The 19,417-nt window shown below is 67.2% G+C and carries 19 protein-coding genes and 1 pseudogene; 10 read left to right on the top strand and 10 right to left on the bottom strand.

Annotation, left to right across the window (positions count from 1 at the left end):
- Window positions 1-52: 52 nt before the first annotated feature.
- Entirely contained in the window at window positions 53-556 is a 504-nt protein-coding gene (gene fliL, locus AB4Y32_RS27830) for a flagellar basal body-associated protein FliL (protein ID WP_368724443.1), read from the bottom strand.
- Between fliL and AB4Y32_RS27825 the strand changes: the two genes are divergently transcribed.
- Window positions 555-779, top strand: a complete 225-nt coding sequence (locus AB4Y32_RS27825; protein WP_368724442.1) for a hypothetical protein — start codon at window positions 555-557, stop codon at window positions 777-779. The genes fliL and AB4Y32_RS27825 overlap by 2 nt on opposite strands.
- Window positions 780-971: 192 nt before the next feature.
- Here AB4Y32_RS27825 and AB4Y32_RS27820 read toward each other — a convergent pair whose 3' ends face one another.
- From AB4Y32_RS27820 to fliF, 6 genes are all read right to left on the bottom strand, one after another.
- Entirely contained in the window at window positions 972-2,480 is a 1,509-nt protein-coding gene (locus AB4Y32_RS27820) for a flagellar hook-length control protein FliK (RefSeq protein ID WP_368724441.1), read from the bottom strand.
- Window positions 2,481-2,586: 106 nt separating this feature from the next.
- The gene (fliJ, locus tag AB4Y32_RS27815) at window positions 2,587-3,036 is read right to left on the bottom strand and encodes a flagellar export protein FliJ (RefSeq protein WP_368724440.1); all 450 of its coding nucleotides are present in this window, start codon (window positions 3,034-3,036) and stop codon (window positions 2,587-2,589) included.
- Between the two features lie 9 nt (window positions 3,037-3,045).
- Window positions 3,046-4,707 (bottom strand): flagellar protein export ATPase FliI, encoded by a 1,662-nt coding sequence (gene fliI, locus AB4Y32_RS27810; RefSeq protein WP_368724439.1) that lies wholly within the window; start codon window positions 4,705-4,707, stop codon window positions 3,046-3,048.
- Complete coding sequence (fliH, locus tag AB4Y32_RS27805; protein ID WP_368724438.1) at window positions 4,701-5,369, bottom strand: flagellar assembly protein FliH; 669 nt, start codon at window positions 5,367-5,369, stop codon at window positions 4,701-4,703. The genes fliI and fliH overlap by 7 nt, the downstream gene beginning before the upstream one ends.
- The gene (gene fliG / locus AB4Y32_RS27800; RefSeq protein WP_368724437.1) at window positions 5,362-6,357 is read right to left on the bottom strand and encodes a flagellar motor switch protein FliG; all 996 of its coding nucleotides are present in this window, start codon (window positions 6,355-6,357) and stop codon (window positions 5,362-5,364) included. Before fliG ends, fliH begins: the two co-directional genes overlap by 8 nt.
- Complete coding sequence (fliF, locus tag AB4Y32_RS27795; RefSeq protein ID WP_368724436.1) at window positions 6,347-8,128, bottom strand: flagellar basal-body MS-ring/collar protein FliF; 1,782 nt, start codon at window positions 8,126-8,128, stop codon at window positions 6,347-6,349. Before fliF ends, fliG begins: the two co-directional genes overlap by 11 nt.
- 235 nt (window positions 8,129-8,363) lie before the next feature.
- Between fliF and fliE the strand changes: the two genes are divergently transcribed.
- The 5 genes from fliE (at window position 8,364) to AB4Y32_RS27770 (ending at window position 11,605) form a co-directional block, all read left to right on the top strand.
- A complete protein-coding gene (fliE, locus tag AB4Y32_RS27790) occupies window positions 8,364-8,699 on the top strand; it encodes a flagellar hook-basal body complex protein FliE (protein ID WP_368724435.1) in 336 nt (111 codons plus the stop codon).
- Window positions 8,700-8,934: 235 nt separating this feature from the next.
- The gene (gene fliS / locus AB4Y32_RS27785) at window positions 8,935-9,369 is read left to right on the top strand and encodes a flagellar export chaperone FliS (protein ID WP_368724434.1); all 435 of its coding nucleotides are present in this window, start codon (window positions 8,935-8,937) and stop codon (window positions 9,367-9,369) included.
- Window positions 9,366-9,695 carry a flagellar protein FliT gene (locus AB4Y32_RS27780; protein WP_368724433.1) on the top strand — a complete coding sequence of 110 codons (330 nt, stop codon included), beginning with the start codon at window positions 9,366-9,368 and terminating at the stop codon, window positions 9,693-9,695. Before fliS ends, AB4Y32_RS27780 begins: the two co-directional genes overlap by 4 nt.
- A gap of 99 nt (window positions 9,696-9,794) precedes the next feature.
- A complete protein-coding gene (gene fliK / locus AB4Y32_RS27775; RefSeq protein ID WP_368724432.1) occupies window positions 9,795-11,279 on the top strand; it encodes a flagellar hook-length control protein FliK in 1,485 nt (494 codons plus the stop codon).
- Window positions 11,276-11,605: an EscU/YscU/HrcU family type III secretion system export apparatus switch protein gene (locus tag AB4Y32_RS27770; RefSeq protein WP_368724431.1), complete on the top strand. Its 330-nt coding sequence runs from the start codon at window positions 11,276-11,278 to the stop codon at window positions 11,603-11,605. Before fliK ends, AB4Y32_RS27770 begins: the two co-directional genes overlap by 4 nt.
- A 33-nt stretch (window positions 11,606-11,638) precedes the next feature.
- Here AB4Y32_RS27770 and AB4Y32_RS27765 read toward each other — a convergent pair whose 3' ends face one another.
- A complete protein-coding gene (locus tag AB4Y32_RS27765; protein ID WP_368724430.1) occupies window positions 11,639-13,057 on the bottom strand; it encodes a coniferyl aldehyde dehydrogenase in 1,419 nt (472 codons plus the stop codon).
- A gap of 48 nt (window positions 13,058-13,105) precedes the next feature.
- Window positions 13,106-14,782 (bottom strand): isovaleryl-CoA dehydrogenase, encoded by a 1,677-nt coding sequence (locus tag AB4Y32_RS27760; protein ID WP_368724429.1) that lies wholly within the window; start codon window positions 14,780-14,782, stop codon window positions 13,106-13,108.
- Between the two features lie 186 nt (window positions 14,783-14,968).
- Here AB4Y32_RS27760 and AB4Y32_RS27755 point away from each other — a divergent pair.
- Window positions 14,969-15,334, top strand: a pseudogene (locus AB4Y32_RS27755) (GMC oxidoreductase); the annotation flags it as partial.
- A 121-nt stretch (window positions 15,335-15,455) separates the two neighbouring features.
- A complete protein-coding gene (locus tag AB4Y32_RS27750; RefSeq protein WP_368724428.1) occupies window positions 15,456-16,997 on the top strand; it encodes a DUF937 domain-containing protein in 1,542 nt (513 codons plus the stop codon).
- Window positions 16,998-17,054: 57 nt separating this feature from the next.
- On the opposite strand, the gene AB4Y32_RS27745 is transcribed toward AB4Y32_RS27750, so the two are convergent.
- Entirely contained in the window at window positions 17,055-18,017 is a 963-nt protein-coding gene (locus AB4Y32_RS27745; RefSeq protein ID WP_368724427.1) for a LysR family transcriptional regulator, read from the bottom strand.
- Between the two features lie 122 nt (window positions 18,018-18,139).
- On the opposite strand from AB4Y32_RS27745, the gene AB4Y32_RS27740 reads away from it, so the two are divergent.
- Both AB4Y32_RS27740 and AB4Y32_RS27735 read left to right on the top strand, forming a co-directional pair.
- A complete protein-coding gene (locus AB4Y32_RS27740) occupies window positions 18,140-18,652 on the top strand; it encodes a CidA/LrgA family protein (protein WP_368724426.1) in 513 nt (170 codons plus the stop codon).
- Window positions 18,653-18,675: 23 nt separating this feature from the next.
- Window positions 18,676-19,398, top strand: a complete 723-nt coding sequence (locus AB4Y32_RS27735) for an LrgB family protein (protein WP_368724425.1) — start codon at window positions 18,676-18,678, stop codon at window positions 19,396-19,398.
- Window positions 19,399-19,417: the final 19 nt, after the last annotated feature.

Here is a 19,417-nt window from a genome sequence, read left to right as displayed (position 1 = left end):
CTTCGCGATGGATGGCGCGGTTCAAGATCAAGTCAGTCAGCGCGAAGCGCCGTTACTGGACGACGAATTCGGTGAACAGCACGTCTTCGACGCGCACGTGCTGGCCATTGGGCTCGGTCGGCTGTTCGACCAGCGTTTCGAGTTCCTTCGCGAGCGTCTTCTTGCCGTCGAGCGTCGCGAGTTCATCGGGATGCTTGGCCGACAGCGCGAGCAGCACGCGGCTGCGAATCTCGGGCATGTGTTCGGTCAGATGCTCCTGAACCCTCTGGTCGGCGAGCTTCAGCGTCAGGCCGATGCGCAGGTAGTGCAGCTGGCCGTCGTCGGATTGCAGGTTGACCGTCATCGATTCGAGCGGGAAGAAGAGGGGAGCGGCGGCGATCACGGGTCCTGCCGCCATCGCGGCGGACGGCGCGCGCTTCGACATGAAGAACCAGGTGGCTGCGCCGGCTGCGCCTGCCGCGACCAGAGCGATCAGCAGGATCACCACAATGCGGTTGACGAGGCCCGGGGACGAGGGCTTCGCGTTGGCTGGCTGGTTTGCGGTCGTGGATGCCATGGAATTGATTGCCTCAATGCTGTGGGTGAATTTTCAGGTGTCTGACAGTGCCGCGATGGGTCGAAAAGAAGGGATATTCACGTTTAGCTCGTTTGTTTGCCCCGTTCCGGCCGCTTTTACCGGCCCTTCGTCGACGCGCGGCGCGGCGAGCCGCATGCCGCGCGTGTTGCCCGGACGGGCGACCGCCTTGGCCGCGGCCGTGAGTGTTCAGAGATGGCTGTGATGCGGGTGCAAGCGCGATGCGTATCCTTGCCTCACCCGAGCATCGCCTGGCCGTGCGCTGAAAGCTCCTGTCGTTTTCGTCATCGGCATGCGCGCGACCGTTGCGCGCGCAACGCATGCCTTCAATCGTTATCAGGGAAGCACGGCGCGGCCGCCGCCCTCACGGCGGGCCGCTTGCGCTGTGCGCGCGGAATCAGGCGAACGTGTCGACGAGTCCGACGGTGCGGCGCACGGGCATGTTCACGGCCGTCGCGCTGTCCGCGACGCCGATGCCCGCGTTTCCGCGACTGCCGCCCCGGCCGCCGCGCGCGCTGCCGCTGCGCTCGTCGCCCTGCTGGCCGGTCTGCCGGGCAAAGCCGTCGCTGACGCTCGCGCTTCCCAATCCGATGCCGCCTTGTTCCATCGCTTCGCGCAGTTTCGGCAGCGCGGCTTCGACCGCGTCGCGCACCTGCTGATGCTGCGAAACGAAGAGGGCATGTGCATGGTTATCGGCAACCTGGAGGACGACCTGTAGCGGCCCGAGGTCGCGCGGGTTCAGCGTGAGTTCCGCCGACTGCTGATGCGCATTGGTGAGGAACACGACTTTCTGGCTAAAGGCATCTTCCCAGTCGGGCGTGCCGACGTGCGGCGCGACCGCGTTCGCCATTGCGGCCGTCGCGGGATTGGAAGCCTGGCTCGCAACCGTCGATGCCGTCGCCGCCGCTGCTGCCGATGCGGCCTGGGTCGCGGCAAGCGCGTCGTTCGTGCCGGCGGCGGGCGCAGCGGGAGCATTCTGCGGCGCGCTCGCGGTCGCGGCGGCGAGCGCCTCGGCGGGACTTTGCGGCGTCGCGGTTCCCGTGGATGCGCTGGCCGTCGCGGCGGCTGAGTTCGTCGATGCGGCGTCGCCCTTCGCGCCGTGGAAATCGCCGATCGTCAGGCTCTTGCCGGCGCTCGCGCCATGGCCGCCGAGCGTCGCGTCGCCCGTAGCGGGCGTGCCCGCCTTCGCTGACGCCGCGTTCATCGCGGGCGCCGCGCCCTGGCCGTTCGCCATCGCGGCAAACGCCGCCTGAAGCGCGTCTTGTGTGGCTTTCGGATCGAGCGATGCGATCTTTTTCGAAGGCGTCTGGATGACGGGCGTCGTCGTGTTGCCGGCGACAGGCGCGGTGGCGGGCGTCGTCGGCTGCGTGTCGCTGTCGGCCGTGGCCGCCGCGTTTGCCGCGTTGCTCGCCTGGGCTTGGGCCTGAACTGCTGCGGCAGCTGCCGTTCCAGCCGTGGCCGCGCTCGTGGTCGGCGCGTGGTCGTTCTGCTTCGAAGCGGAGTCGGTCTTGTCCTTGCCGTTCGCGTCGCTCGTCGATACCGTCTGCTGCGCACCGCCCGTCTGGCTCGCTGACTTCGTGCTGTCGGTGCTGTTCGCGCTGTCGGCCGTGCTCGCGTTCTTCGATGCGTCGGCGGGCGGTGGCGTGTCGTGCACGCTGGAGTTGCCCGCACCCGTCGCAGCAGTCGCACCGTTCGATGCCGACGGCGCCGGTGCCGCGCCGGGAGCAGGCGAAGCAGCCGGAGAAGGCGCCGGCGCGGCGGCTGCCTGATTCTGCGTATCGATGCTTTGTTGCAGCGTCGTCGAGAACGGCAGCGCGCTGCCCGCGCCTGCGCCATTCGACGCGCTGCTGCCCGATGTGCCGCTCGTTGCGCCGAGCAGCGAATTGATCAGTGAAAGAGGCGACATGCTAAATCTCGTTTGGTCGTGTCAGTCCCGTTGTGCGCGCGATGCGGAGCGCGATGCGGAGCGCGATGCGGAGCGCGATGCGGAGCGCGATGCGCGGAAGCGCTCTTCATGCGCCTTCCGCCCGCATCCGGAGAATTCGTGCGCCGTGCTCGTCGGCGTCCCGTTGCTCGCGGCGTGCCGCGATCTTCGCTTCCGCAGCGATGCCGCGTGCCTCGAGCACTTCGAAAGAGCCGAGCTTCTGTTTGCTGCGCTGCCACTCGGGCTTCGCCGCTTCGACGCGCGCCGTCGCGGTTGCCAACAGTTGGCGCTGCTGTTCGATCGCGGCATCGAGCGTGTCGATGAACGCCTGGAAATTGCGCATGTTGCCGGCGGCCATGCCCGCCTGCGCCGTTGCCGTGAAGCGGCGGTGATACTCGTCGCGGTATTCGATCAGCGAATTCAGCTGCGCTTCGATCTCGTTGCGCTCGCGCTGCACGCGGCCGAGCTTGCGAGCGGCGGCGTCGACGTCGTCTTGCGCGAGGCCGATCAGCGTTTTGATCGGAAAGTGCTTGCTCATTCAGTCTCCTTAACCGAACAGCGAATCGAGGTGCGCGACGCTGGTTTCGAACCCGGCGCTTTCGCGAAAGCCTTGTTGCAGGAACGCTTCCATGCGCGGATACAGCGCGATCGCGCGATCGAGCACCGCGTCGCGTCCCGACGAGTACGCGCCGACGTTGATCAGATCGCGGTTGCGCTGATAGCGTGACAGCATCTGCTTGAACTGGCGCGTGCGGTCGAGATGCGCGTCGCTGATGAGCGACGTCATCGCGCGGCTGATCGACGCTTCGATGTCGATGGCCGGATAGTGGCCCGCTTCGGCGAGCGCGCGCGACAGCACGATATGGCCGTCGAGAATCGCGCGCGCCGAATCGGCGATCGGGTCCTGCTGGTCGTCGCCTTCCGTCAGCACCGTATAGAACGCGGTGATCGAGCCGCCGCCTTCGGGGCCGTTGCCCGTGCGCTCGACGAGCGCGGGCAGCTTCGCGAACACCGACGGCGGATAGCCCTTGGTCGCGGGCGGCTCGCCGATCGCGAGCGCGATTTCACGCTGCGCCATCGCGAAGCGCGTCAGCGAATCCATCAGCAGCAGCACATGCTTGCCCTGATCGCGGAAATATTCGGCGAGCGACGTCGCGTACGCGGCGCCCTGCATGCGCAGGAGCGGCGACACGTCGGCGGGCGCGGCCACGACGACGGAACGCGCGAGACCGTCCTCGCCGAGAATCTGCTCGATGAACTCCTTCACTTCGCGTCCGCGTTCGCCGATCAGGCCGATCACGATCACTTCCGCGGTGGTGTAGCGCGCCATCGTGCCGAGCAGCACCGACTTGCCGACGCCCGAACCGGCGAAGAGACCCATGCGCTGCCCGCGTCCGACGGTGAGCAGCGCATTGATCGCGCGCACGCCGACGTCGAGCACCTTGTGGATCGGCTCGCGATGCAGCGGGTTGATGGTCGGCGCGGTGAGGGGCGCGTCGTTGCGCGCGTTGAGCGGGCCGAAGCCGTCGAGCGGCTTGCCCGACGCATCGACCACGCGGCCGAGCAGCTCCCAGCCGACGGGCAGACGCTTCGCGCCCGCCATCGGATCGGCGATGGGCGCGGTTTCGAGCGGGTAGACGCGCGCGCCGGGCAGGAGGCCCGCGACCTCCGTCGTCGGCATCAGAAAGAGCTTGTCGCCGGAGAAGCCGACCACTTCGGCTTCCGCCATCGTGCGCGTGCTGCCGGGCGGCAGTTCGATCATCACTTCCGCACCGACGGCCAGCCGCAGTCCGACGGCTTCGAGCACGAGACCCGCTGCGCGCGTGAGACGTCCGCACGCGCGCAGCGGCCGCGCGATCTGGTTGCGTTCGCGCAAGCCGTTAAGGCGCTCGCGCCAGGCTTGCAGATGCGGATTGCCGGCGAGCGCGGGATCAGGCGCTCGCTTGGGCGGCGGCGCCGATTCGCGGCTCGCGGGCGCGGCAGTGGGATGCACTGCGGGATGCGGCGTGCTCGCGTCGGCGTCGGGCGCATCGGGCGTGATGGTGTCGGTGCCCGCATGGGCCGACGAAATCGCCGATTCCAATGCAGCGAGCGACGCTTCCATCTGCGCGACGGTGAGCGCCTCGGCGCCGAACGACGCCAGCGCCAATTCTCTTTCGAGCGGCGTGAGGTCGCTCTGCTGAATGTCTTCGATGGTCGGCTTTACCATGTGCTTGCCTTGCCGAGCGCGGCGGCGACGCGCTCCCAGCGCGTGCCGATGCCGGCGTCCACTTCGCCCGTGGTCGCAATCGCACGGCAGCCGCCGCGTTCGATCGCGGGATCGGTGCGCACGCTCCAGCCGCGCGTCTGCAATTCTTCGAGCAGATACGCTTCGACGACGGGCAGATCGGCTGGGCTCACGATCAGAGCGGGCGCGCCGATCAGCGCCGGTTCCGTTGCCATCACTTCACGCGCGGCGGCGATGAGCGCCGTCGGATCGTGCTGCACGTGCTGGCGCACCACTTGTTGCGCGATGTCGAGCGCGAGCGCGACGATCGTTTCGGACAATTCGTGCTGCGCGTTGTCGAGCGCTGCCTTGAACGTCTCGGCGAGCGCGGCGAGCTGCGCGGCTTCCGCGCGCGCTTCCGCCTGACCCTGCTCGAAGCCCTGCGCGCGGCCTTGCTCGTAGCCGGCCTGATAGCCGAGCGCCTGGCCCGCGACGTGGCCGGACGCGACGCCTTGCGCATGCGCGGCCTCGCGCAGCCGTTCCAGCTCGGCTTCGAACGCGCCGTCGTCGACGGGCTCCGGCTCGGGCACCGGGTCGAACGAGGCCATCTCCCAGCGCTGGTAGGCCGGGCGGCTTTCCTCGCGCACGGGATCGTGGTCAGACATACGCATCTTCCGCCTTGCCGCCGATCACGATCGCTCCCGATTCGGCGAGATTGCGCACGACCTGCAGGATCTTGCGCTGTTGCGTTTCCACTTCCGACACGCGCACCGGGCCGCGCGCGTCGAGGTCTTCCGCGAGCAGTTCGGCGGCGCGCTGCGACATGTTCGACAGGAATTTCTGGCGCAGCGCGGGCTGCGCGCCCTTCAGCGAGATGATCAGCGTTTCCGACTCTACTTCCTTCAGCAGCAACTGGATTGCGCGGTCTTCCAGGTCGAGCAGGTTGTCGAACACGAACATCTGGTCGATGATCTTCTGCGCGAGTTCGGCGTCGTACTGGCGGACGTTGTCGATGACGGACTCTTCGTGATTGCTCGGCATGAAGTTGAGAATTTCCGCTGCCGTCCGGATGCCGCCCATCGGGCTGCGCTTCAGGTTGTCGCTGCCCGAGAGGAGGCCCGTCAGCACGTCGTCGAGTTCGCGCAGCGCGGCGGGCTGGATGCCGTCGAGCGTCGCGATGCGCAGCAGCACGTCGTTGCGCAGGCGCTCGGTGAAGCAGGAGACGATCTCCGACGCCTGATCGCGGTCCAGATGCACGAGAATCGTCGCGATGATCTGCGGATGCTCGTTCTTGATCAGCTCGGCGACGGCGCCCGAGTCCATCCACTTGAGGCCTTCGATACCGCTCGTGTCGCTGCCTTGCAGAATGCGGTCGATGATCGCGCCAGCCTTGTCGTCGCCGAGCGCCTTGGTCAGCACGGAGCGGATGTACTCGTTCGAATCCAGCGACAGGGCCGTGTGCTTGTCGGCTTCCGCGACGAACTCGTGCAGCACCTCGTCGATCTGCTCGCGCGTGATGTTCTTCAGCGACGCCATCGCGACGCCGATCTTCTGGACCTCGCGCGGCCCGAGAAACTTGAATACCTGAGCCGCCTCTTCCTCGCCGATCGACATCAGCAGGAGCGCGCTCTTCAATACGCCTTCAGTGCTCATCGGACACCCAGCTCTTCACGACGGTTGCAACGATCTTCGGATCCTGGCGCGCGATCTGACGCGCGTATTCGAGGTTCCGCTCATATCTGGCCTTGTCGCTTTCCAGCGCGACCAGCGTGCCTTCTTCCTCTTCGACGTCGATCGCGGCCGCGCCCGGCAGACCGTCGAGCACGGGCTCTTCCGGCGACGGCAGCGCGGCGGGCGGCGCGGGCGGCGGGAACGCGCGGCGCAGCGCCGGCTTGACCAGCACGAAGTAGAGGAACAGGGCGACGAGGCCGATGCCCGCGTACGTCGCGATCTGCTTGTACAGCGCGATCATGTCCTTCGTGCGCCACCACGGCAGGTCGGCGTCCGGATCGGGGATCGTCGTGAATGCGCTGTTCACCACGTTCACCGAGTCGCCGCGCGCCTGGTCGAAGCCCATCGCGTCCTTCACCAGCTGCGTGACCTGCGCGAGCTTGTCGGCGGGAACCGGCTGCATCGTCGCGTGACCCTTCGCATCGACGACGCGCATGTAGTTCACCACCACGGCCACGGACAGGCGCTTGATGCCGCCCGTCGCCTTTTCCGTGTGGCTCACGGTCTTGTCGAGTTCGTAGTTGGTCGTCGAATCCTTGCGATCGCTGACGGGCGTCGTCGTCACGCCGCTTGCGCCGTTCGCGCTCGCGACGATGGGCGCCGAGGCCGGCTGCGGCGGCTGGTTCGACAGCGCGCCCGGCACGCCCTGCGCGCCGCTCTGCGTCATTTCCGTCGCCGTGCTGGTCTGCTGGCTGCGGATCGCGGCCTGCTGTGCGTTCGCGTTCGGGCCGTAGTTTTCGGAGGTCTGCTCGCCCTTCGTGAAATCGATGTCGGCGCTCACCTGCGAATGCGCGTTGCCCGAGCCGAACAGCGGCGCCAGGATCGCGTCGATGCGCTGCTGCGTGTTGTGCTCGACCTGCTGCACGTACTTGAGCTGCGTCGCGTCGAGGCCGCTGCCGTTGGCGCCCGCCTGCGTGAGGAGGTTCCCGTCCTGATCGAGGATCGTCACGTTGCGCACGGGCAGGTTGGGCACGGCCGACGCCACCATATGCGTGATCGCCACGACCTGGCCTTCGTCGAGCATGCGGCCCGGATACAGATTGACGAGCACCGACGCCGACGGCGCTTCGCGGTCGCGCACGAACACGGTCGGCTTCGGAATCGCCAGATGGACGCGCGCCGTCTTCACCGTCGAGATCGACTCGATCGTGCGCTGCAATTCCCCTTCCAGCGCGCGCTGATAGTTGACCTGCTCGGCGAACTGGCTGATGCCGAACTTCTGGTTGTCCATCAGCTCGAAGCCGACCGAGCCACTCTTGGGCAGGCCCTGTGAAGCGAGGCGCAGACGCATTTCATGCACCTGGTCGGCGGGCACGAGGATCGCGCCGCCCGCGTCGGAAAACTTGTACGGCACGTTCGCCTGCTGGAGCGCGGCAACGATTGCGCCGCCGTCCTGATCGGAGACGTTGCTGTAGAGCACCTTGTAGTCCGGCGCGCGCGACCAGAGGATCAGCCCCGCAATGACGGCGGCCAGCACCGCCACCGCGAAGATCAGCGGCGCGCGCGGGTTGCCGCGCATCTGCGACAGCGACGCGGGCAGGCCCGGAAAGCGCGTGGCGAAGCCACCGCCGCCCGTGCCGCCGAGGTCGATGCCCGCTGCACCGGCCGTGGCAGCGCCAGCCGTGCCCGGCTGCGCGCCGGCGAGGCCCATGCGGGCGTCGGGGTTGATCAAAGAGTTGGCTGACGAATCCATGCGTCGGGTTTCTCCGGAATGCTTTCGAGTTCCGCCGGCGGCGCCCGGGCTTGCGGCGCGCACCGGCAGAGACTTTCACGCTAGGGATTATCCGCATGGGCTGGCAACCCGATGCTTCGAATAGCGGGGGGTTTCCCCCTTACTTTCGCGGCTTTCGGAAGGGGCCCGCTGCTATGCTTCCTGTCCAATCGGTGCATGGCGCGAAGGCTCGCCGCATCCCACTTCTGGAGAGAACATGACTGTGCCCATCAATCCGCTTACGTCGGCGTTGCAGCAGATGCAGTCGATGGCCGCCCAGGCTGCGGGCGGCAGCGCGGCCGTCGCTCACGGGTCCGGCGCGGCCACGGCGGGCGGCTTCGCGTCGGCGCTGAAGGCCTCGATCGACAAGATCAGCAACGACCAGCAGAACGCGGTCGGCGAAGCTCATGCATTTGAGATCGGCGCGCCGAACGTGTCGCTGAACGACGTGATGGTGGACATGCAGAAGGCCAACGTCGGCTTCCAGTTCGGCCTGCAGGTGCGCAACAAGCTCGTGTCGGCCTACAACGAGATCATGCAGATGGCCGTCTGAAGCGGCGCTCGCGGCCGGCAGCCACCGTGCTGCCGCGCGGCGGCGCGCAGGCGCTCCGCCGGACTGCCTGTCATTTTTGACGCTTCCTTTCGGCGGCCTAAAGCTTTATTCGTACGATCCGATAACCTTGGTACAAGGGCTGACGGGAAGGCGTGCTGCACGCCGATGCAGCACGTCTCCCGGCAAGTCTGCCGCTGTCGTATCGATCGTCATCTGCAATACAGGAGGAGCGCCGATGTTTTCCCCGGGACACTCTGGAGCCAACGCCTACGCTCGCGTCGGCCTGGAGACAGGAGCGATGGGCGCGAGCCCGCACCGCCTGATCGTGATGCTGTACCAGGGCGCGCGTCAGGCAATCGCGCAGGCCCGCATGCATCTGCAGCAGGGCGACATTCCGGGGCGCGGGCTGGCGATCAGCAAGGCGATCAGGATCATCGGCGAGGGATTGCAGCAGGCGCTCAATCTGGAAGCCGGCGGAGACGTCGCGAGTCGTCTGGATGCGCTCTATTCGTACATGACGCGGCGATTGCTCGAGGCGAACATCAAGCAAAGCGAAGCGATGCTCGTCGAGGTCGACGGCCTGCTGGCGACACTTGAGGAGGCCTGGCTCGGAATCGCGCCGGAGATCGCGCGGATGGCGACGCAGTCGTCCGCGGAAAGCATGAGATGAATTCGAACGAAGAATATCTTGCCCGCTACGAGGCAATTGCAGTGATTTCGGTGCGGATGGTGATGGCGGCGCGAAACGCGGCGTGGAACGATCTCGTCCTGTTGCAGGACGACTACCGTCATCTCGTCGACGCGCTGAAGAACGCCGAATCGGCCGTGCGGCTGTCCGAGGACGACCGCGCGCGCAAGTTCGATCTGATCCGCCAGATTCTCGCGAACGATGCAACAGTCCGCGATCTGGCGAATCCGCGCATGGCGAAGCTGCAAGCGCTCTTTGCGCCGACCCGCCCCGCGATCGTATTGAAGGAACTCTACCAGGCGCGCTAGGCGCCTTTTTTCCGGTCCAGTAACACGGTCCAACATGAGCCGCATGCGCGTGAGCGCCGCTAGCGGCCACGCATCGTCAAGACGCGAAAGGAAGCGGGCATGAACGGAATCGACTCGGCAGTGGCAACGCTGCTGGCTAGCCGCATCGACAGCCTCCTTTCCGTCGGCACGCGCGCCGGTGCGACGGCATCGCAGGCGGACGCGTCGCTCGACGTCAGAACACCTCCTTCGCCCATTGCGGCCACGCCCGCGCCTTTGCCCGCTTCCGCGCAGACGGCCCTCTCAGCCGTCGCCCTGACGCTCGACGCGATCACACGCTCGGGCGGCGAGGCGACGCCCGCGCTCGTCGGGCAGCTGCCCGTGTGGCCCGCCGCGCCCGCTATCGATGTCGCGCCATTGCCGTTGTTCGATGCGGGAACGGGTGCATCGGGTGCATCGGGTGCTTCTACTGCGGCGAACGCGGCGGGGAACGCGGCGGCATCGCAAGGCGCGACGGGCGCGAACAGCGCGAACGCGGCGCAGGGATCGAACGCTGCATCGAATGTCGTCGCGGCGCCCGTGCCTGTCGCCGAACTCGCGGCGGCGCTCAGGCGCACCGTCGACGAAAGCGGGCTCTTCTACGAATCGCATCTCGCGCAGTGGCTCTCGGGGCAAAGGCCCGCCGAATCGCTCGCCGCCGAGCCGCAGAATCATCTTGCCGACATGGCGTCGCAGTTGCCGCTCGACTGGAGCCACGACGCCGACGATCCGCTGTCGTGGACGCAAGGCCGTCCGTCGAGCGGCCCGGGTTCGGGCGCGGCGGCTTCGGCGAATTTCGCGGCGCGCGGCGCGCCCGACGGTCCGCATGTGCAGCCTGCGCGCTTCACGACGTTCGACATGGCGACGCACGACATCATCGACATGACGGACGAGCACACGGTGCCGCATTCGGCTTCGGCCAACGCAGCGGGCATCGACGACAGCAACGGGCGTCAGCCGCAGCCGATGACGGCGTCGCTGCATCCCGCGACGATTCCGCTCGTGCGCCAGCAGCTCGATCTGCTCGCGACGGGACAGTTCCGCTGGACGGGCGAGGCATGGCCCGGCGCGCGGCTCGACTGGATGATCGAGCAGGAAGGCGACGAATGGCGGCGCGGCGGCAGCGGCGCTTTATCCGCCGACGACGAGTATCCGTGGCGCACGCGCCTGACGCTGTCGCTTCCGACGCTCGGCACCGTCGACGCCGAGCTCACGCTCACGGGGACGCGGCTCGCCGCGCGGGTGCTCGCGAGCCCGGGCGGCGCGGCGCGTCTGTCGGCGCAGGGCGACGCATTCCGGCAGCGGCTTGCGCAGGCGGGCATCGAGCTGAGCGGGCTGTCGATTCGCGAGATCGGCGGGAATGCGCTTGCGGGCGGCGCGGCTGCGGCGGCTGCTGCGGCATCCGCGTATGCGAGGTCGACGGACGCGCGCTCGACGGGCGCACGTTCGGCGTATGCGAGGTCGACGGACGCGCGCTCGGCGTATGCGCGCTCGACGGATGCGTCGGCGGGCAAGCCGCATTCGCACGACGCCGCCGGCAACAACTTCGACTGGGACCCGCAATGAGCCGCACCCATCGCAAGAGCGCGGCGGCGCTGGTCTACGATGCGCACGGTCACGACGAGTCGCCGCGCGTGGTCGCGAAGGGCTACGGGCTCGTCGCCGACATGATCGTGCAGCGCGCGAAGGAAGCGGGCCTGTACGTGCACGAAGCACCGGAGATGGTGTCGCTGCTGATGCAGGTCGATCTCGACGCGCGCATTCCGCCGCAGCTGTATCAGGCCGTCGCGGAACTGCTGGCGTGGCTGCATCGGCTGGAAAGCGGCGCGGCCGACGACGCGCCGTCCACCGGACTCACCTTTTCCACGTCGCCATCGGAAGCGGCGCAGTAGCCGCCGGAACAGGCTCGGGGACTACGACACGACTCAGTGCCGCATCATCAGCGCAAGCAGCGCCCGCACGCGCTTGCCGTATGGCGGCGCGATCAATCCGCGCGCATTGAAGCGCGCCTGCGTGAAAACGGGCTTCATCTTCGAAAACGTGACGAAGCCCTCATATCCGTGATACGCGCCCATGCCGCTCGCGCCGACGCCGCCGAACGGCAGGCTCTCGCACGCGAGATGCATCAGCGTCTCGTTGATGGACATGCCGCCCGCGATCGTCTCGCGCGTGACGCGCGCGATCGTGGCCTTGTCCTCGTCAAACAGGTACAGCGACAGCGGATGCGGCCGCGCGTTGACATAGGCGATGGCGTCGTCGATCGAATCGTACGGAACGACGGGCAGCAACGGTCCGAAAATCTCTTCCTGCATCAGCGTGGACGCGTCGGGTGCCTGAGTCACGGCGACGAGCGGAAAGCGGCGCGTGCTCGCATCGGCCGTTGAATCGGTGAGCGCGTGCAGGTGCGCGCCCTGTTCGCGCGCTTCGTCGGCGAGACGTTGCAGCCGCGCGAAATGGCGCGGCGAAATGATCGACGTGTAATCGCGGTTGCGCGCGAAATCCGGGTACAGGCGCGCCATGCGCACGCGCGCCCGTTCGATGAACGCCTGCTCCTTGCCGCGCGGCACGAGCACATAGTCCGGCGCGATGCAGGTCTGCCCGGCGTTGAGCGTCTTGCCCGCGACGATGCTGTCGACGGCATGGTCGAAGCGCGCGTTCGGCCCGACGATCGCGGGCGACTTGCCGCCGAGTTCCAGCGTCACAGGCGTCAGATGCCCGGCGGCGGCGCGCATCACATCATGGCCGACCTTCGTCGAGCCCGTGAACAGCAGATGATCGAACGGCTGCGCGCTGAACGCGGCGGCAAGCCTTGCATCGCCATTGACGACGGCGACGTGATCGCGCGCGAAGGTTTGTGCGATCAACTGTTCGAAGAGCATCGACGTGCGCGGCGTCAGCTCCGACATCTTGACGATCGCGCGGTTGCCCGCCGTGAGTGCGCAGATCAGTGGACCGGCCGCGAGCAGCACCGGGTAGTTCCACGGCACGATGATGCCGACCACGCCGAGCGGTTGCGGCACGATCTTCGCGCGCGCGGGCAACAGCCATTTGTTGGTCGCGCGCGGCTGCGCTGTCATCCAGCGTCTGCCGTGACGCAGCGCGCCGTCGATTTCCTCTTTCACGAGCAGAAATTCGGCCAGCAGGATTTCTTCTTTCGCGCGATTGCCGAAGTCGGCGTGCATCGCGTCCGCGAGTGCATCGCGATTGTCGAGCAGCACATCACGCAATGCCTTCAGGTGCGCGGCACGTTGATCCCACGACGGATACGGCGCACGCAAATACGCGGCCCGTTGCTCGCGCAACAGGCCTTCGAGTGCTGCGATTTCCGGCAGGTCGTTTTTCATCGTTCGTCTCTCTCTATTGTTTTGTGTTGCGGATCGTGCCGCGCGCCGTCAGCCCGCGAAAGCGCGATCGACGATCGCCGCATGGTCGAACGCGGACGGCAGCGTGCCATACACGCGGCCACTCTCGCCGCAGCCTTCGCCGAGCCGCGTCGCGATGAAGGCATCGGCGACGAGCGACGGCGCATGTTGCGCGAGCAACACCGCCTGCGCGATCAGCACGATCTGCTGCGCGATGCGCCGTGCGGACGCCTCGCGCGCTTCGGGCGCCGACGTCATCGCGTTCATGAGCCGTTCGAGCGCCGCATTCAGCGCCGGATGCGCGTGCGCCTCTTTGCGCCACGCGGCCAGCAACGCCTGCGCCGCATCGGGCTCGCGTTCCGTCGCGCGCAGCACGTCGAGACACATCACGTTGCCCGAGCCTTCCCAGATCGAATTCACAGGCGCCTCGCGATAGAAGCGCGCCATCGGTCCTTCTTCGACGTAGCCGTTGCCGCCCCACACCTCCATCGCTTCGCCCGTGAATTCGAGCGTGCGCTTGCAGACCCAGTACTTCGCCGCGGGCGTCACGAGTCGCCGCCACGCGCGTTCTTCGGGCGCGTTCGACGTGTCCTCGAATGCGCGCGCGAGGCGCATGAACAGCAGCGTTGCCGCCTCCGATTCGAGCGAGAGGTCGGCGAGCACGTTGCGCATCAGAGGCTGATCGACGAGATGCTTGCCGAACGCACTGCGATGTCGCGCGTGATGGATGGCCTGCACGAGCGCGGCGCGCATCAGCGCCGCGCTGCCGATCACGCAGTCGAGCCGCGTGTAGTTCGCCATTTCGATGATGGTCGGCACGCCGCGTCCTTCGTCGCCGATCATGAGGCCGTAGGCGTCGAAGAATTCGACTTCGCTGCTCGCGTTCGAGCGGTTGCCGAGCTTGTCCTTCAGCCGCTGGATGCGCACGGCGTTCTTGCTGCCGTCGGGCGCGAAGCGCGGCACGAAGAAGCACGAGAGGCCTTCGTGATCGCCGGTGCGCGCGAGCACGAGATGCGCATCGCACTGCGGCGCGGAGAAGAACCATTTGTGTCCGACGAGCCGATACGCGGCGCCGCGTCCGCCGCCGCCGTCCGCCGCGAACGCTTGCGTCCGGTTGCTGCGCACATCCGATCCGCCTTGCTTTTCGGTCATGCCCATGCCGACCATCATCGAGGTCTTCTGATCGAGCGGCACGTCGCGCGCATCGTGTTCGCGCGAATAGAGCTTGTCGCGCAGCGTGTCGAACAGCGCGGGCTCGCGTTGCAACACTGGGATGCTCGCGAAGGTCATCGTCAGCGGACAGAGCGAACCGGATTCCAGTTGCGCGTGCAGGAAATAGCCGGCGCAGCGCGCGATCATCGCACCTTGTTGCGGATCGGAAAACGGCAACGCGTGCAGGCCCTCGCGACGCAGCAGGCCGAGCAGCGTGTGCCACGCGGGATGAAACTCGAGCGCATCGATGCGTTCGCCGCGCGGGTTGAAGGTCGCGAGTTCGGGTGTGTGACGGTTCGCGAGATCGGCGAGCGCGAGCACTTCGGGTGTCGTCAGCGCGGCGCCGTCGCGTGCGAGCGCATCGCGATGCCATGCCGCGCCTTCGCGGTCGACGGCGGCGGCGAGCGCGGCATCGCTGGAAAACAGGTTGTAGTTCGCGAGCGGCGGGACCTGATTGGTCACTTCGTGCGTCTTGCCGGGGCCGAACCGTTCCATCGCATGTCTCCGTTTGACGGACGCGCGCCGTTCATCTTTCGAGGCGCTGTTTGATTGGAGCGCGCAAGCCATGCGTACGGACAGCGGCGCCCGAAAGACCTTGTTTGAACGATGCCCGAGCGCGCAGCATCGCGCGGACGGAAGCTTTCATCATAGGGGGCCGATGCGGGTTCCGCTTAGAGGGATCGCTCTGTCATCGATGCTCCGTCGCGTGCGCTGTGCGGCGGCCGCGAGCTTTACACGCATCACGGTCAGACGGACGCCGGCTTGCGTGCGACGATCGCCGCGCATGCCGACACGATCTATCACCCGGTCGGGATTTGCCGGATGGGCGCCGACGAACGCACCGCCATCGATACGCAATTGCGCGTGCGTGGCGTGACGGGCTTGCGCGTGGTCGACGCATCGGCGATGCCGACGCTGATCGGGGGCAACACGAATGCGTCCACGGTGACGATCGCAGAGCGCGCCGCCGACATAATCGCGGCCACGCGCGGCGAGAGCGCGTCGTCCGAAATCGCGGATGAACCCGCTGGCGCGGCAGCAAAATAGGATTAGTCCGATAAAGCTCGAAATTCAGCCATCGCTTCATTTCTGAGATTTTCCCGCTCCTATAATCGCGCCCCAATGAAGCGCGTGTGGGCGCGCGCTCGAATTTCAGGGAAACGAATCGATGAGTGTCAATGTGATTGAACTGATCCGGTCGGCGTTGCCGGAAGCGGTGGTTCGGCAACTGTCGAACTGCCTCGGATTGCCGCCGGCGGCGACGGCGAAAGTCGTGGACGCGGCCGCGCCGGCGCTCGTCGCGGGTCTTCTGAACCGGTGCGCGACACTCGACGGCGCGCGTGCGCTGTTCGCGACGATTCTCGGCCAGGAAGTCAATGCGGATATCGGCGAGCAGTTGCCGCGCGTCTTCGCGAGCACGACGGGCGTGACGCAATTGTCGTCAACGGGGCGCCAGTTGCTCGAGCATACATTCGAGCGCCGCATCGACGGTCTGAGCGATACCGTGTCGATGCAAACGGGCGTGCCCGCGCACGCGACGCACGCGGTGACGGGCATTGCGGGCAGCATCCTGATGGGCGTGCTGAAACGTCACCTTCTGGCTCATCAGGGCAATATCGGTCAACTGCCGACGCTGCTCGGCCAGCAGTTGCCGACCATCGCGCCGTATCTGAACGACGGTCTGACGACGGTGCTCGGGCTGGGCGGCGCATCCGCGTTCGTGAACGCCATTGGCCTGCATGTGCGCGCGGTTTCGGCGCATTTCGAGCGTCCGGCTGCGGCACCTGCGCCCGCTCGCGATCCTGCCGAACCGGCGCCGTCTGCGTCAACGCTGTCTGCGGCTGCGGCGACCGCGGCGCCGACCGTGCGCGAAGTGCGCGAGGTGCGCTACACCGGCCCGAAGGCGAAGCACTGGTTCGGCGCGGTGGCCCTGTCGGCGATGCTCGGCGCGGTTGCCGCGATGCTGATGTGGGTCGCGCTGGCTTCCTGCCCGTCGGCAGTGAATTTCCTCGGCCGCAATGCCGTCGCAGCAACGGCTCCGACGATCAAGGCTGGCCCTTCCGCCGACGCGCCGGATGCCGCAGCGCAGTCCGCATCGGAAGCGCGGGCGGATGACGCGGCGAGCGCGACGGGCAAGATCGAGCCGCAAACCTCCACGGCCGCGAAGGATGCGCGACTGATCGTCGCCGTCGACAAGCACGGCAAGCCGACGATTACGGCAAGCGTGCGGAACGTCGCGGAGAAATCCGTGCTTCTGAATGCGCTGACGGCGAAATTCGGCGCGGGCAATTTCAACGCCGATATCACCGTCGATGACAACACGAAGGCCGCCGACTGGCTCGCGCACATCGACGCGCTGTTGCCGTTGATGCAGACGCCGGGCGCCGAGATGAAGATCGGCGGCACGCGCGTCGAGCTGAGCGGCGCCGCCGCCGACGCGAAGGCCGGCTGGGCGGACCGGCTGACCGCGCTATTGGGCGCGACGTATCAGGTGAGCGCGTTCGATGCCGTGCGCGCTACGGCAAACGAGACACGCGACGCGCAAACACAAGACGCGCGGACACAGGCCGCGAAAGCTCAAGCCGCGAAAGCCCAAGCTGCGAAAGCCCAAGCCGCGAAAGCCCAAGCCGCGAGAGCCCAAGCCGCGAGAGCCCAAGCCGCGAAAGCCCAAGCCGCGAGAGCCCAAGCCGCGAGAGCCCAAGCCCAATAAGCGCCCGCGCCCGCAAGCACAACAGCATGCCGCCCGACGCAGACCGGGCGGCATTTTTCATTTCAACGTCGATTTCGGCCGATCCTGCGACGGCACGGGCACGTCGAACGTCGGTGTGTGCGTGAAGTTGTCGGTGGTCAGTCCCGCGAGCGTTTCGCGCGCGACTTCGAGCCACGCGCGCGCCGCGTGGGACAGATAGCCGTTGCGCCGCCAGCCGATCGCCATTTCCCACGGAATCTCCGGCGCGACGACGGGCAGGCAGGTGAACTGCGCCGCGTCGAGCCGCCGGCAATATGGCGCGGGCAGCAGCGCAATGCCGACGCCCGCCAGCACCAGCGCCGCCATGAAATCCCAATGCCCGCTGCGTCCGACGATGGTCGGCGCGAAACCCGCCGTGCGGCAGGCGGTCAGCACGACGTCGTTCAGCGCGAGGCTCTCGCCGTAGAACACGAACGGCTCGCTCGCGAGATCGGCGAGCGGCACTTCATGCAGCGCGTCCCAGCGCGAGCCCCGGCGTGCGACCAGCCACAGCACCTGGCGTGTCATCGGCAGTACGTCGATCATCTCCGGATCGACGGGTTGCAGGACGCCGCCCAGTTCGAGCTCGCCGGAAATCAGCGCGGCCTCGATCGCCTTCGAGCCCTGCTCGAACAGCTTCAGCTCGACTTTCGGATAGCGCTGCCGGAACGCGGCAATGGCGGGCGTGAAGAGCGAGCCGCCCATCGGCGGAATGCCGATCGTCAGTTCGCCGCGCCCGAGCGTGCCGAGATCGTTCAGCTCGGCCTGCAACTGCGCGTAGGCGGCGAGCACGTCCTGGCCGCGCTGATAGACGATCCGGCCGGCGTCCGTCAGCACCATCTGCCGGCCGTCGCGCAGCAGCAGCGGCGAGCCGATCTCGTCCTCCAGCGACTTCACCATCTTGCTGATGGTCGGCTGCGTGACGAACATCTGCTCGGCCGCGACGGTGAAGCTTTGCTGCCGGACGACCTCGACGAAATAACGCAACGCGCGCAGTTCCATGTTCGTAGCCCTCGTAGCTCGTGAATTCCAATTAGGAATGGAGCAAATAATTCTAAGTCATTTTATTTATGTTGCGGTGCACCCTATACTTGATTCCATCGAAAAGTCACCTAGGGTTTGCCATGATCTCGCCGCTCATCGCTCGTACTGCCGCTTCCGTTCGCGTGGACGCGACGTCGCCGCTCGCGAGGATCAGCCGGATCGCCGCGCAGAGCGCTGCGATCGCGGGCGTCTGGTTCGCCGCCGATTTCGTCGTGCGACGCTTCGGCTTGCCGGTGCCTGGCGGCGTCGTGGGGCTTGTCGCGTTGCTCGCGCTGCTGTTTTGCGGCGGCGTCGCACCTCGCTGGATCAAGGCGGGCGCCGACTGGCTGCTGTCCGACATGCTGCTGTTCTTCATCCCGGCGGCAGTCGCGGCCGTCCAGTACGGCGGCCTGTTCCGCGAAGACGGCTGGCGCCTCGCGCTCGTGGTCGTCGCGGGCACGCTGATGGTGATGGTGGCCGTCGCGTTCGCCGTCGAGCAGGCCGCGCGCCTCGAACGACGCCTCGCGCTGCGCCGCGTGATGGTCCAACGGGTCCAACGGGTCCAACGGGTCCAACGGGTCGAGCGTGGCCTCGACCGTCGGAGCTTCCGCTAATCGCTGTTGCGAGCCACGCCATCATGAGCGCCTTCTACACGTCCCTTTTCGCCGACGACGCGTCCCGGCTCATCGCCGCAGGCTGCTTTGTACTGACGGTGGCGCTGTATTTCGTGTCGAAGGCGCTGTACGCGCGCTTCAGGTCGCCGTGGCTGACGCCGCTCGTCGCGGTGCCCGCGGTGCTCGCCGCGATCGTCCTGGTCACGCGGATTCCATACGCCGTCTACTTCGAGGACACGCGCTGGCTGATGTGGCTGCTCGGCCCGGCAACCGTCGCGTTCGCGGTGCCGATCTACGACTATCGCGAGCTGCTCAAGCGTCACTGGATTTCGCTCACCGTCGGCGTGACGGTCGGCATCGTGGTCGCGGTGGGCGGATCGCTCGCGCTGTCGAAGCTGCTGCATCTGTCGCCGGAACTGCAGCGCGCCCTGATGACGCGCTCCGTCTCGACACCGTTCGCGCTCGCCGTTTCCGACAAGATCCACGCGCCGAAGGACCTGACCGCGCTGTTCGTAATCGCGACAGGCGTCTGCGGGATGCTGTTCGGTGAGATCGTGCTCGCGCTGATGCCGCTGCGCACGCGGCTCGCGCGCGGCGCGCTGTTCGGCGCGGCGGCGCATGGCGTCGGCACGGCGAAGGCGCGCGAGCTGGGCCGCGAAGAGGGCGTCGTCGCAAGCCTGACGATGATGATCGCGGGCGTCGTGATGGTGCTGCTCGCACCGCTTTTCAGCATGCTGCCGCTCTGACGCGAAGGGCACCCGCGAC

The sequence above is a fragment of the Paraburkholderia phymatum genome (assembly GCF_040965635.1).
Classification (GTDB): domain Bacteria; phylum Pseudomonadota; class Gammaproteobacteria; order Burkholderiales; family Burkholderiaceae; genus Paraburkholderia; species Paraburkholderia phymatum_B.
This window is presented reverse-complemented; position numbering and strand designations above follow the sequence as displayed.

Excerpts from the sequence above, each read along its gene's own strand:
- AB4Y32_RS27750 (WP_368724428.1), top strand. The coding sequence starts at position 15,456 with ATGAGTGTCAATGTGATTGAACTGATCCGGTCGGCGTTGCCGGAAGCG.
- fliJ (WP_368724440.1), bottom strand. The coding sequence starts at position 3,036 with ATGAGCAAGCACTTTCCGATCAAAACGCTGATCGGCCTCGCGCAAGAC.
- fliG (WP_368724437.1), bottom strand. The coding sequence starts at position 6,357 with ATGAGCACTGAAGGCGTATTGAAGAGCGCGCTCCTGCTGATGTCGATC.
- fliK (WP_368724432.1), top strand. The coding sequence starts at position 9,795 with ATGAACGGAATCGACTCGGCAGTGGCAACGCTGCTGGCTAGCCGCATC.
- fliE (WP_368724435.1), top strand. The coding sequence starts at position 8,364 with ATGACTGTGCCCATCAATCCGCTTACGTCGGCGTTGCAGCAGATGCAG.
- AB4Y32_RS27820 (WP_368724441.1), bottom strand. The coding sequence starts at position 2,480 with ATGTCGCCTCTTTCACTGATCAATTCGCTGCTCGGCGCAACGAGCGGC.
- AB4Y32_RS27740 (WP_368724426.1), top strand. The coding sequence starts at position 18,140 with ATGATCTCGCCGCTCATCGCTCGTACTGCCGCTTCCGTTCGCGTGGAC.
- AB4Y32_RS27825 (WP_368724442.1), top strand. The coding sequence starts at position 555 with ATGGAATTGATTGCCTCAATGCTGTGGGTGAATTTTCAGGTGTCTGAC.
- fliF (WP_368724436.1), bottom strand. The coding sequence starts at position 8,128 with ATGGATTCGTCAGCCAACTCTTTGATCAACCCCGACGCCCGCATGGGC.
- fliH (WP_368724438.1), bottom strand. The coding sequence starts at position 5,369 with ATGTCTGACCACGATCCCGTGCGCGAGGAAAGCCGCCCGGCCTACCAG.
- fliS (WP_368724434.1), top strand. The coding sequence starts at position 8,935 with ATGTTTTCCCCGGGACACTCTGGAGCCAACGCCTACGCTCGCGTCGGC.
- fliI (WP_368724439.1), bottom strand. The coding sequence starts at position 4,707 with ATGGTAAAGCCGACCATCGAAGACATTCAGCAGAGCGACCTCACGCCG.
- AB4Y32_RS27745 (WP_368724427.1), bottom strand. The coding sequence starts at position 18,017 with ATGGAACTGCGCGCGTTGCGTTATTTCGTCGAGGTCGTCCGGCAGCAA.
- AB4Y32_RS27735 (WP_368724425.1), top strand. The coding sequence starts at position 18,676 with ATGAGCGCCTTCTACACGTCCCTTTTCGCCGACGACGCGTCCCGGCTC.
- AB4Y32_RS27770 (WP_368724431.1), top strand. The coding sequence starts at position 11,276 with ATGAGCCGCACCCATCGCAAGAGCGCGGCGGCGCTGGTCTACGATGCG.
- fliL (WP_368724443.1), bottom strand. The coding sequence starts at position 556 with ATGGCATCCACGACCGCAAACCAGCCAGCCAACGCGAAGCCCTCGTCC.
- AB4Y32_RS27780 (WP_368724433.1), top strand. The coding sequence starts at position 9,366 with ATGAATTCGAACGAAGAATATCTTGCCCGCTACGAGGCAATTGCAGTG.
- AB4Y32_RS27765 (WP_368724430.1), bottom strand. The coding sequence starts at position 13,057 with ATGAAAAACGACCTGCCGGAAATCGCAGCACTCGAAGGCCTGTTGCGC.
- AB4Y32_RS27760 (WP_368724429.1), bottom strand. The coding sequence starts at position 14,782 with ATGGAACGGTTCGGCCCCGGCAAGACGCACGAAGTGACCAATCAGGTC.